15 protein-coding genes are annotated in these 11933 nt (G+C 53.4%); 8 read left to right on the top strand and 7 right to left on the bottom strand.

From position 1 onward, the window contains the following. Positions 1 to 3 precede the first annotated feature (3 nt). From AC52W5_RS10355 to AC52W5_RS10340, 4 genes are all read left to right on the top strand, one after another. Positions 4 to 1176: an aspartate aminotransferase family protein gene (locus tag AC52W5_RS10355; protein WP_495670939.1), complete on the top strand. Its 1173-nt coding sequence runs from the start codon at positions 4 to 6 to the stop codon at positions 1174 to 1176. A gap of 83 nt (positions 1177 to 1259) precedes the next feature. Continuing rightward, positions 1260 to 2186, top strand: coding sequence for an ornithine carbamoyltransferase (gene argF, locus AC52W5_RS10350; RefSeq protein WP_495670938.1), 927 nt, complete (start codon positions 1260 to 1262; stop codon positions 2184 to 2186). A 66-nt stretch (positions 2187 to 2252) separates the two neighbouring features. Further along, positions 2253 to 3494 carry an argininosuccinate synthase gene (locus AC52W5_RS10345; protein WP_495670937.1) on the top strand — a complete coding sequence of 414 codons (1242 nt, stop codon included), beginning with the start codon at positions 2253 to 2255 and terminating at the stop codon, positions 3492 to 3494. Between the two features lie 172 nt (positions 3495 to 3666). Next, positions 3667 to 4152: a YajQ family cyclic di-GMP-binding protein gene (locus AC52W5_RS10340; protein ID WP_074973340.1), complete on the top strand. Its 486-nt coding sequence runs from the start codon at positions 3667 to 3669 to the stop codon at positions 4150 to 4152. Here AC52W5_RS10340 and AC52W5_RS10335 read toward each other — a convergent pair whose 3' ends face one another. The 6 genes from AC52W5_RS10335 to AC52W5_RS10310 form a co-directional block, all read right to left on the bottom strand. Then, entirely contained in the window at positions 4153 to 4857 is a 705-nt protein-coding gene (locus tag AC52W5_RS10335; RefSeq protein ID WP_074973338.1) for a type 1 glutamine amidotransferase, read from the bottom strand. 60 nt (positions 4858 to 4917) lie between these two features. Beyond that, positions 4918 to 5442 (bottom strand): FecR family protein, encoded by a 525-nt coding sequence (locus AC52W5_RS10330; protein WP_074973336.1) that lies wholly within the window; start codon positions 5440 to 5442, stop codon positions 4918 to 4920. A gap of 101 nt (positions 5443 to 5543) precedes the next feature. Then, a complete protein-coding gene (locus AC52W5_RS10325; RefSeq protein ID WP_074973334.1) occupies positions 5544 to 5963 on the bottom strand; it encodes an ExbD/TolR family protein in 420 nt (139 codons plus the stop codon). After that, on the bottom strand, positions 5963 to 6727 hold the full coding sequence (locus AC52W5_RS10320; protein WP_074973332.1) for a MotA/TolQ/ExbB proton channel family protein: 765 nt from the start codon (positions 6725 to 6727) through the stop codon (positions 5963 to 5965). Before AC52W5_RS10320 ends, AC52W5_RS10325 begins: the two co-directional genes overlap by 1 nt. Before the next feature lie 4 nt (positions 6728 to 6731). Next, on the bottom strand, positions 6732 to 7403 hold the full coding sequence (locus AC52W5_RS10315; protein ID WP_074973671.1) for an energy transducer TonB: 672 nt from the start codon (positions 7401 to 7403) through the stop codon (positions 6732 to 6734). Between the two features lie 16 nt (positions 7404 to 7419). After that, on the bottom strand, positions 7420 to 7923 hold the full coding sequence (locus AC52W5_RS10310) for a thioredoxin domain-containing protein (RefSeq protein ID WP_495670936.1): 504 nt from the start codon (positions 7921 to 7923) through the stop codon (positions 7420 to 7422). Positions 7924 to 8487: 564 nt separating this feature from the next. Here AC52W5_RS10310 and AC52W5_RS10305 point away from each other — a divergent pair. The 4 genes from AC52W5_RS10305 (at position 8488) to AC52W5_RS10290 (ending at position 10343) form a co-directional block, all read left to right on the top strand. Beyond that, positions 8488 to 9063: an RNA polymerase sigma factor gene (locus AC52W5_RS10305; protein ID WP_074973328.1), complete on the top strand. Its 576-nt coding sequence runs from the start codon at positions 8488 to 8490 to the stop codon at positions 9061 to 9063. Next, on the top strand, positions 9060 to 9437 hold the full coding sequence (locus tag AC52W5_RS10300) for a DUF3619 family protein (RefSeq protein ID WP_495670935.1): 378 nt from the start codon (positions 9060 to 9062) through the stop codon (positions 9435 to 9437). The genes AC52W5_RS10305 and AC52W5_RS10300 overlap by 4 nt, the downstream gene beginning before the upstream one ends. Beyond that, entirely contained in the window at positions 9419 to 9784 is a 366-nt protein-coding gene (locus AC52W5_RS10295; protein WP_112892720.1) for a DUF3106 domain-containing protein, read from the top strand. The genes AC52W5_RS10300 and AC52W5_RS10295 overlap by 19 nt, the downstream gene beginning before the upstream one ends. A gap of 142 nt (positions 9785 to 9926) precedes the next feature. Next, entirely contained in the window at positions 9927 to 10343 is a 417-nt protein-coding gene (locus tag AC52W5_RS10290) for an RDD family protein (RefSeq protein ID WP_495670934.1), read from the top strand. 127 nt (positions 10344 to 10470) lie between these two features. On the opposite strand, the gene tldD is transcribed toward AC52W5_RS10290, so the two are convergent. Next, on the bottom strand, positions 10471 to 11931 hold the full coding sequence (gene tldD, locus AC52W5_RS10285) for a metalloprotease TldD (protein WP_107762124.1): 1461 nt from the start codon (positions 11929 to 11931) through the stop codon (positions 10471 to 10473). Positions 11932 to 11933 lie beyond the last annotated feature (2 nt).

Raw genomic sequence — 11933 nt, 5'->3', positions numbered from 1 at the left:
CCTATGTCGAATTTGATGAACACCTACCTGCGCCTGCCCGTTACATTTGCGAGGGGGGAAGGGGTGTGGTTATGGGACGAGGAGGGCAAGCGCTATCTCGACGCGCTTGCCGGAGTAGCGGTATGCGGGCTGGGGCATTGCCATCCCGTGCTGGCAAAGACACTTTGCGAACAGGCAAATACCCTTATCCATACTTCCAATCTCTACCATATCAGGAAGCAGGAACAGCTGGCAACGAGATTGACTGAGCTCTCGGGCATGGAGAATGCATTTTTCTGCAATTCAGGGGCCGAGGCCAATGAGGCAGCGATCAAGCTCGCGAGGTTGTATGGACATGGAAAGAATATCGATTTGCCGACTATTATCGTCATGGAAAAATCCTTCCACGGACGTACCATGGCCACCCTGACTGCAAGTGGCAACCGCAAGGTGCAGGCTGGCTTCGAGCCGCTCCTCACCGGTTTTGCACGGGTTCCCTATAATGACCTCGAGGCAGTCGCGCAGGTTGCGGAACACAACAAGAACGTCGTCGCTATCCTGGTTGAACCTTACCAGGGGGAGGGGGGGGTCAATGTGCCGCAGGCAAGTTACCTGCAAGGTCTTCGCCACCTCTGTGACCAGAATGGCTGGCTGCTGATGCTGGATGAAGTGCAGTGTGGAATTGGCCGAACCGGCAACTGGTTCGCTTTTCAATACAGCGGCATCACACCGGATGTCGTCACGCTTGCCAAAGGTCTGGGATCGGGCGTGCCCATTGGCGCATGCCTGGCGAAAGGTATTGCAGCAAATGTCTTCAAGCCAGGCAATCATGCCTCCACTTTCGGTGGAAACCCGCTCGCCTGCAGTGCTGCGCTTGCCACGCTCGAAGTAATCGAGGAAGAAGACCTGCTGCGCAATGCAATGGAAGTGGGCGATTTCATGCGCAGCCTGTTCAAGTCGCAGTTGGGGGATTTGCCGGATGTGATTGACATTCGCGGCCAGGGTCTGATGATAGGCATCGAGCTTTCGAGATCGTGCGGTGAACTGGTGACGGAAGCTTTGAAAAAAGGCCTTCTCATCAATGTAACCTCCGACAAGGTAATACGTCTGCTACCGCCGCTCGTGATCCAACGAAGCGAGGCTGAGCAGGTAGTCAACACTTTATCTCCCATTGTGAAGGAATTTCTGGCAGCTTGAGTTTTTTTGCGATCGCGAAAAGTGAACGGTTGAAGTCATCCGGGCTTGAGTCTTCGCAATGGACTCGCCCCTGACACCAAAATATGCAGATCAAGCATTTCTTACAGTTCAACGATTTTTCCCGGGAGGAATTCGAGTATCTGTTCGAGCGCACGCGCTGGATCAAGCAGGAGTTCAAACAGTACCGTCGCTACTGGCCGCTGGAAGACCGTACTCTGGCCATGATCTTCGACAAGCATTCAACCCGCACCAGGCTTTCGTTTGAAGCGGGAATGCACCAGCTGGGCGGGGCGGCGATCTATCTTTCCACTCGTGATACCCAGTTGGGGCGTGGCGAGCCGGTCGAAGATGCGGCACGGGTGATTTCGCGGATGGTGGACATCGTCATGATCCGTACCCATGAGCATGATATCGTCAGGCGGTTTGCGGCGCATTCGCGTGTTCCGATCATTAATGGACTGACCGATGAATATCACCCTTGCCAGATCATTGGGGATATTTTTACGTTCATCGAGCACCGTGGCAGCATTACCGGCAAGACAGTGGCGTGGATAGGGGACTCCAACAACGTTTGCAATACGTGGCTTCAGGCAGCGGAAGTATTCGATTTCAACGTACATGTCTCCACTCCGCGAGGCTACGAAGTGGAGCCGGAACGGGCCGGTCTTTACGGGACAAGCCACTATGAGGAGTTCGCCGATCCACATGAGGCAGTAAAAGGCGCAGATCTCGTTACTACGGACGTCTGGACCAGCATGGGATTCGAGGCCGAAACCGAGGAGCGAAAAAGGGACTTTGCGGATTTTCGGGTGGATGAGGAAATGATGTCGCATACCCGCAAGGATGCGCTGTTTATGCATTGCCTGCCTGCTCATCGCGGCGAGGAGGTGGCGGCGGAAGTGATAGACGGACCGCAATCGGTGGTATGGGACGAGGCGGAGAACCGTCTGCATACGCAAAAGGCACTGATTGAATACCTGTTGCTGGGAAGACTGGATAACGTCTGCTAGAGCAGGGTTTTCAATAGGAGTTATTCGGCGAAGTCCAGCCGGCATTTTTTTATCAATGAGACAAGCATGGGAAAAGAAAACAAGGCGAATGCCGCTGAGATTAAAAAAGTAGTCCTGGCATTTTCCGGGGGTCTGGATACATCGGTAATCCTGAAGTGGCTGCAGGATACCTATCGGTGTGAAGTTGTCACCTTCACCGCTGACATTGGCCAGGGGGAGGAGGTGGAACCTGCCCGGGCAAAGGCGAAGCAACTTGGCGTGAGGGAAATTTTTATCGACGACTTGCGCGAAGAATTCGTGCGCGACTTCGTCTTTCCCATGTGTCGCGCCAATACCATTTATGAAGGAGAGTACCTGCTCGGCACCAGCATTGCACGCCCGCTGATTGCCAAGCGCCAGATCGAAATCGCGCGGGAAACCGGTGCGGACGCCGTGTCGCACGGTGCGACTGGGAAAGGCAATGATCAGGTGCGCTTTGAACTCGGTTACTATGCACTTCAACCGGATATCAGGGTGATTGCACCGTGGCGCGAATGGGACCTTACATCCCGGGAAAAGCTTCTGAAATACGCGGAGCAGCACGGCATCCCGGTGGAAATGAAGAAAAAGGAAGGCTCTCCCTATAGTATGGATGCCAACCTTCTGCATATTTCTTATGAGGGACGTATTCTCGAAAATCCTGCGCAGGAGCCGGAAGAGGCGATGTGGCGCTGGAGTGTTTCACCGGAAAAAGCACCGGACAATCCCGAATATATCGACCTCGAATTCAGGCAGGGCGATATCGTGGCATTGAATGGGGAAGAGCTTTCGCCGGCGTCCCTACTTGCCAGACTCAATGAACTGGGAGGCAAGCATGGGATAGGGCGCCTGGATCTGGTCGAAAACCGGTATGTCGGTATGAAATCCCGCGGGTGCTACGAGACCCCCGGCGGCACGATCATGCTGCGTGCCCATCGGGCCATGGAGTCCATTACACTGGACCGTGAAGTCGCACATTTGAAAGACGAGCTTATGCCACGTTATGCCGAACTGATTTACAACGGCTATTGGTGGAGTCCCGAACGCAGAATGATGCAGACGATGATCGATGCGTCACAGGCGCATGTGAACGGCTGGGTGCGGGTGAAGCTCTACAAGGGTAATGTGATTGTCGTGGGGAGAGACTCGAAAACAGATTCGCTGTTTGATCCTCATATTGCAACCTTCGAAGATGACCAGGGTGCGTACAATCAGATGGATGCTGCCGGTTTCATCAAGTTGAATGCGCTCAGGATGCGGATTGCCGCCAATTTGAGAAATCGCAAATAATAGCGCTGGAATTACCAGCAGCAAGGAACAACAAAGGTGTTGAAAGTTGTGCAAGCATCATGCAATCGGAGGCGAAGCCTGTATATCTTAGATGATCATGAACAGAGCAGCGCCAAGGGGCTGGAAAGCCTGCCTTATGAAGACTGCATGAGATTCTTTTGAAAAGATTGATATGCCATCATTCGATATCGTTTCCGAAGTCGACAAGCAGGAAGTTAGAAACGCAGTTGACCAAGTGAATAAGGAAGTGAGCACGCGTTTCGACTTCAAGGGTTCTGACGCCCGCGTGGAACAGACGGATTACACGCTTACTGTTTTTGCCGACGATGAATTCAAGCTGGACCAGGTGTTCGACATCCTGACCGCCAAACTGGCCAAGCGAAATGTCGATGTGCGCTCCCTGGATAAGGGTCAGGTGGAAAAAATCAGCGGCAACAAGGTGAAGCAGCTCGTTACGGTAAAAACCGGCGTGGAAAGCGAGCTGGCTAAAAAAATTATCAGGCTCATCAAGGACAGCAAACTCAAGGTGCAAGGCAGCATTCAAGGGGATACCGTGCGCATTTCAGGCGCAAAGCGGGATACCCTGCAAGAGGCCATCCAGCTAGTCAAGAAATCGGTCACGGATTTTCCCCTGCAATTTCAGAATTTCCGCGATTGATCAATGAGCGATTCCGTTGATCCATTTTGCATACAAGCGATTGGCTACCTGGTTTAACGCCCATATCCGGCTGGACAGATCCACTTGCATTGCCTCTGTGGACTGCACCGCAGGGCCTGGGCTCGAAGCAATTTCCTCCGTACCGTGGCTGCACCAGGCTTTCACCATTCCTTCGGTCATTTCTACATGGCACTGCAATCCCAGGTGTTTATCCAGTGCGAATGCCTGATTTTTACACCAGGGGCTGGAAAGCAGCAGTGTGGCGTTATCCGGGAGAGTAAAAATCTCGCCATGCCAGTGGAACACCTCGCACTTTGAGAGATTCCCGAACCACTCCCGGGCTGGCTGATTATCGGCAGTGCTCGCCTCACCCCAGCCTATTTCCTTGACTGGGCTTTTGGAAACCACTCCTCCCAGCGCCTTCGCCATTAATTGACCACCGAGACAGTGCCCCAATACAGGAATATTGTTTGCCACTGCCTGGCGGATCAATGAGAGTTCATTTCTGATCCAGGGCAAATCATCATTTACGCTCATCGGGCCGCCCATGAATACCAGACCGCCGAATTGACCCGCGTCGGCAGGTACACTTTCACCGGCATCGATTTTTATGAGTTGCCAGGGAATTGCATGGCGATCGAGAAACGTGGCGAAATAGCCTGGCCCTTCGATTGGAAAATGCCTGAAGATTGCGACCGGCTTCATGGATACAATTGCACTCCGCTGGCTGGCGAGTAGGAATGGGAGGAAAGGGAATTTAGATGTTTAGTACCGGTCAGCGTGGCGCCAGGGGGCTATCTCGGTATCTGCAATCACCCTCTGGCCGGTAACCTGGATACCATCAAAATCTGCGCGCTCGTGTGCACCTACGAGGTAAGTTCCAGTCTTAACCAGGATCTCCACCTGTCCATTCGCCACAGCGACACTACCGCCACCGGTGCGCTTGCTGACACTGAAACGGGTGCCAGTGTCCCTGATGTAAGTGGTGCCCACCTTCAGATTCAGTTTTCCGGGCTGGTTACCCCTGACATCAAAAAAGGCGTTGCCCCGCAACAGTTCAATCCCGCTGGGTTCGGTATTGGTGACAGCAACACTGCTGTCGGCATCGAGGCTGATCGCGATATCGGGCGTTGCAAGGACAGTGAGCCGCTGGCCGGGAATGGTTTCATGGAGACGCGTCTTTATCGGCGCGGCAATGAACCAGGATAACAGGCCGAGCCCTACGGCGGTGGCTACGATGGAGCCATGCACCACGAACGGTAGCCACCGGTCGCGGGTTATGTCAGGCATGCAACTATACCCTCGCAATGACGAAGCGTTTGCCGGTGTGTCTGTCAGTGCTTGAATTGACCGTGATTGATATTCCTTCTGCAGTCGTGCTTCGGCAACTGTTATTTTTTTGAAGGGTCGGTAACGAAACCTATTCGCACCAGCCCCGCCTTTGCTGCAATGGACATCACCTGCGCTACATGCTCGTAGTGGACATGTTTGTCGGCGCGGATATGAAGCTCGATATTTGGATTTTGCCCTACCGCCTCAGTGAACCGGGGCGCCAGTTGATCCATTGTAACCGATTCACCGTTCCAGTAAAGACTGGAGTCGTCACGCAGTGCGAATTCCACGTGCTCTGGTTGAGTGATGTTTGGGCTGCTCGATGCCTTCGGCAGGTCGATTTTAACGGAATGCGTAAGCAGCGGTGCCGTAATGATAAAAATCACCAGCAGTACCAGCATCACGTCCACCAATGGTACGACGTTGATTTCAGCCATCGGTAGCTGCCGGTTACTGCTGTTCATGCTGCCGAATGCCATTACAGCCTCCTTTCGCCGGGTGCCGCTGCGGGGGAAACCAACGGAGTAACCACCCGCAAGGAACGCTCATCGCCGGGAGATCCGCCTGTTTTTGTTCCAACCGTGATCAGGACGAAAAGATCATGGGCAAAGGCATCCAGTCGCGCCAGCCAGATGCGATTGCGCCGTACAAATGTGTTATAGGCCAAAACCGCGGGAATTGCCACCGCCAGCCCGAGCGCTGTCATGATCAACGCTTCTCCCACGGGACCTGCTACCTTGTCCAGCGTACCTTGGCCGGATAATCCGATTTGGATCAAGGCGTGATAGATGCCCCATACTGTGCCAAACAAACCAATATAGGGGGCAGCCGAACCTGCGGATGCGATCACGGTGAGACCATTTTCCACCTGCGCTGCTTCCTGGTCGAGGCCATTGCGCAGTATGCGGGTGATGAACTCGCTTGCGCCACCCGCTGCCGCGAGATTTTGCAATCCATGTTTCTCCGAATCGGCGGCTGCGTTCATTGCCAACCTGGCAAGTTGCGCAAAGGCGTTGTCATCCGAATCCTCTTTCAGCGTCGAATTTACTTCCTGCAATGAACCCGCGCTCCAGAAACGCTTGAGAAAGGCGTCAGCCCGCTTTCCTACCATGATATTGGAGATACCCTTGGTCAGTATGAGATACCAGCTTGCTACAGAGAGCGCAAGCAGCAGTATGAGCACCGTCATACCGACGCCGTCGAGCTGCGCCAGAAAATTTGAAAATCCGAGACCTGTTTGCATTAGGTTAATCTCCTTGGAGTACAAAGTTGAAGGGTTGCAGGGCAACAGCCCGCACCGGTTGACCATTGCGTACGGTGGGTGTGCAGCGCCAGGTTTTGACAGCGGTCATGGCAGCTTCGTCCAGCCGCTTGAAACCACTGCTGTTCACTACGTGTGCCACATTGACGTATCCTTTTTCATCCAGTTCCACTCTTAATACGAGCTTTCCTTCCTCGCCGAGCCGTTTCGAAAGCGCTGGATAAGTCGGCGCATTCAAGTGAGGGCACGCGACCGATAATTCCGAGGAAAGCGAAACCGGGCCAGCCGGCATTTGCGGCGCAGGGGCTGCTTCCACTACTGGTTCGGGTTCGGCTTCAGGTTCGGCTTCGGGTTCCGGTTCCGGTGGAGGAGGGGGCGCGACCGGCTCGCTTTCGGTCAGTGGCGGCGCCTTTGCAACGAGTTGCTGAGGTTGCGGTTTCTTTACAGGTTTAGGTTTAGGCTTCGGCGGAGGAGGTGGCGTTTCAGGCTTGGCCTCTTCCTTTGGTTGAGGCGAAGGAATGAAATTTACTATCAGTGTCGCTAATTGTTCCGGTGGGGGAATCAGCTGTTGTTTGAACAGGAAATAAAGCAATCCGGCGTGGATCAGAACGACGAACATCAAACCAGACAAGGATATGCTGTTGTGCTTCAAGTTCATTGCCTGTCCTGCCATCTCAATACTTTCCATCCTGCTTTCCGTTCGCGGTATCGACAGTATTTCGCGCCAGCCATTCCTCGACGAGCGACTTGTTGATCAGGCCCATCCTGACTGTGCGCTGGTGTTTCTGATCATAGAAATAAGTCCGCGGTACTTCGCCGTACCAGCGGCCATCGATTTCCTGGCGCAGGCGTTCCGGCATATCCTCTGCGAAAACCCATTGTTCGAACTTGGCAGTTCCATAGTTTGCCGCCCGATCAGCGAGTTGAGGTATATCATCGATCGTGTCGGTAGCAATCAGTACCACATCCAGTCCCGGGTGACTCTTTTCAAGCTCGCTCAGCATTTTGAGTTCAGTGGGGCAATACTGGCAATCGAGGGACCAGAGGACGAGAATGAAAGGTTTGTTCGGCCGGGATGCAAGCACTTGCTCGAGGCTTCCCGATGTAAAAGGGCGAATACTTTCCGCCGCGCCGACAATGCCGACAGCGCCGAGGAAGAACATCAGTACGAGCGCCATCCGAAGCATAGTGCTACCAGAGCTACGGGCCAGCTCGTTGGGCGATGGGACGGGTTGGAATTTCAGAATACCTGACATTGGTAGTGTAAATCTAATTAAGAATCACTCGCAATTCAAGGCGGAATTGTACCACTAACAGGCGGCTGCACAAATATTCGAACGCAGTTTCGGATTTTTTTGGGCAACTTTGAGAAGGAATTTTCAATATCTACGACGATCGCCGCCATGATAGGCAGGAAAAAGGATTATCGCAATGTGACAAATTGTCGCAGGAGCAGAATAGAGCCCCTCCGAAAAACCTCCTCTATGACTTAAACTCGACCGCCTGGTTTTCGCGCCTCTCCAATATCGGACATGGGACCATGACGACTGTATTTCCTCATACTTTGCTCGAGCCGTCAGCGGAAGGGCAAGCGGAGGGGCATGCAGATAAACTTCGCCTAACATTACCTGCCTTATTAAAACAGCTACAGCAGCGTGCTAAAAGTTTGCTAACATTGCCGCCGGTGAGGAGTTTGCTCCTGTTCTTTCATCTTCCAAGAGTCTTCCAAGAGGCGAATCGTCCTGGCTACAAAACAGGAATTTTCGAATTTTCTGGCTGAAGTCGAACGGCGCGCCTATAAGCAAGCTTTATTTGCCGTACGGGATGAACATCTCGCCCTGGATATTGTTCAGGATTCGATGATGAAGCTTGTCGAGAAGTATTCGGCCAAACCCCTGGAAGAATTACCTCTCCTGTTTCAACGCATCCTGCAAAATACTATCCGGGATTTTTATCGTCGACAGAAAACACGCTCATTGTGGACGACACTGTTTTCGGCATTCATTCCTTCCGATCATGAAAAGGAAAGCGAAGATTTCGATCTGCTGGAAACTTTGCAATCCGATGCGTCATCATCTAAGGTTAATGATCCCCACCAACAGCTCGAGCAGTCGCAACTTATCAATCTGCTCGAGAGAGCTATTGAAACCCTACCGGCACGTCAACGCGAGGCTTTTCTATTGCGTTACTGGGAGGAAATGGATGTTATGGAAACAGCGAAAATCATGGGGTGCTCCGAAGGGAGTGTGAAAACGCACTGTTCCCGTGCAACCCATGCACTTGCCGCAATGTTGAAAAAACATGGAATCGGGCTATGAGTGAAACAGATGTAGGGAGGGAAGTGACGCGGTTGCTGGATCGTGGACTTGATGACATCAAGCAGGGCACATTAAATCGTCTCCAGTCTGCGCGTCGGGCTTCTCTAGAAAATTACCATGTGGCGGAAACAGTCGTCCGGCTTGGCCAGAGCGGGCAGGTCGCTTCATCGCGAGGTGGGCATCATGGTCATTCACGGGCTGGCAAGTTGTTATCGGTGATAACATTGTTGCTGGCTTTAGCGGGCGCCATTTATTGGCAGAATTTGCAGCAGATTGATGAGAATGAGGAAATCGAGATAATGCTGCTCGTGGATGATCTGCCGATAGATGCCTATCTGGACGATGAGTTGGGTGAATGGTTAAATCAGTCATAGCCGTCACATCGGCGCTGTGCCTGTTATTTTCGGTCCCGGTTGAAGCAGGTCAACCTGCCTGGGAAGAATTGAAGCCGCAGCAAAAGGAGGCGTTGGCTCCGCTCGCACAGGAGTGGAACGGGATGGACCCTGTAAAAAAGAAGAAATGGCTGGGCATTGCCAAACGCTATCCGCATATGACACCCGAAGAGCAGCACAGGACCCAGTTGCAGATGCGGGATTGGTATTCGCTGACTCCGGAACAGCGGGAGCTGGTACGTGAGAAGTATAAAACCATCAAGAAATTACCGCCGGAAAAGCGCCAGGAAATAAAGCGCAAATGGCGTGAGCATGAGCATCAGCAATGAAGCATTCCACTGTAGCAGGTGATTCAACACAGGTAGACAGGCAGACGCGTTTCCCGGTTTTCTGAATTGTTTTCTGTTTTTTCTCAATACTGCACTGCAATAAAACCAATACGAAAGCCTTCCTGATGGACTTCCCGACACCATGAAAATTTCCGCGCCGGGACTGGGGCGGAGATTACTGAGTATGCTGTATGAATCGCTGATTCTGGTTGCGGTTCTGTTTATCGCCAGTTTCGTTTTTCATCTTCTCTTCCGGGATACCAGTTCCGTTTTTTTCCGGCCCGCATTCCAGCTTTACCTGCTCGTGGTCGCAGGTATTTATTTCATCTGGTTCTGGACCCACGGTGGACAAACATTGCCCATGCAAACCTGGAAGCTGCGTGTAATCCGCGCCGACGGAGGTCCCCTTAATCTGAAGCAGGCGCTCGCACGCTATCTGTTTGCCGTCATCGGCATCTTTTTGTTCGGCTGCGGGATATTGTGGGGGTTATTCGATCGGGATGGATTGTTCCTGCATGACCGGCTTGCGGGTACCCGGATCGCGAAGATCGAGCAGTGAGAATACCTGACAGGATCGAACGTATTATGGGGCGGAGGCTGCGGTTGGGACCGCGGCCAAAGCCGCAACTCCAGGGTCGCCCTGGATCAGGCCTGGAACTGAGGCGTATCTGGATCAGGCATTGAGGCTATGCCGTTCCTCCCACTGTCAGCCCATCTATGCGAAGGGTTGGCTGACCCACGCCTACCGGCACGCTCTGGCCTTCCTTGCCACAAGTGCCCACACCGGGATCAAGCGACAGATCGTTACCGATCATCGAAACGCGGGTGAGTATATCGGGACCGTTGCCGATCAGGGTAGCGCCTTTCACCGGATACGAAATTTTTCCGTTTTCGATCATGTAGGCTTCCGCAGCCGAAAATACGAATTTCCCGCTGGTGATATCCACCTGTCCCCCGCCGAAATTGACCGCATATAACCCGTGTTTCACGGAAGCGATGATTTCTTCCGGGGTTTTGTCCCCATTCAGCATATACGTATTCGTCATGCGCGGCATGGGAATGTGCGCAAACGATTCACGTCTTGCATTTCCAGTAACGGGAACGTTCATCAGCCGTGCATTCAGGCTGTCCTGCAAATAACCCTTGAGTATTCCGTTTTCGATCAGCACTGTGCACTGCGTGGGATTTCCTTCATCATCGACATTGAGCGAGCCCCGTCGGCGTGCAATAGTGCCGTCATCCACCACCGTCACTCCCGGTGCAGCCACGCGTTCGCCGATTCGACCCGCAAATGCGGAACTCCCCTTGCGGTTGAAGTCTCCTTCCAGCCCGTGGCCGATGGCCTCATGCAACAGTATGCCCGGCCAGCCCGCGCCGAGCACCACCGTCATGGTCCCCGCAGGCGCCGGTTTTGCATGCAGGTTGACGACCGCCTGGTGAACCGCTTTTGCAGCATAGTCGCGCAGCACTTCGTCCGTGAAGTATGCATAGTCGAATCGTCCTCCTCCTCCCGCAACTCCTTGCTCACGATTGCCGTTTTCCTCGGCGATAACCTGCAGTGAGAGACGTACAAGCGGGCGCACATCGGCTGCCAGAAGACCATCACTGCGGGCAACGAGAACCACTTCGTATTCCCCTGAGAGGGAGGCCATGACCTGGATAACACGTTTGTCCAGCGCCCGTGCATAACTCTCGAGCTTTTCGAGCAAAGCCACCTTGTCCGTATCCTTAAGGCTGGCAATCGGATCCTCCGGCAGATAAAGCTCGCGCCCCTTGCTGCGCTTGACGGCCTGCACCGATTGTGTGACGCCATGGCGAGCGATGGCCCGTGTGGCCTGTGCGGCGGACACCAGCGCAGGCATGCTGATGTCGTCCGAATACGCAAAAGCGGTCTTGTCTCCGCTGACTGCCCGTACACCCACACCCTGATCGATATTAAAGCTGCCGGATTTGACTATGCCTTCTTCCAGAGCCCAGCCTTCAGCCCGGCTATACTGAAAATACAGGTCGGCATAATCGATGCGGTGCGCAAGCATCTGGCCGAACACGTTCTGCAAGCCGGGTGCATCCAATTCATGAGGTGCAAGCAGACAACTGTGGGCCGTCGCGAAAAGATCGTTAACCTGGATAGTCTGTTCTGTAATCATGG

The sequence above is a fragment of the Nitrosospira sp. CT genome, from assembly GCF_059489795.1.
This window is presented reverse-complemented; position numbering and strand designations above follow the sequence as displayed.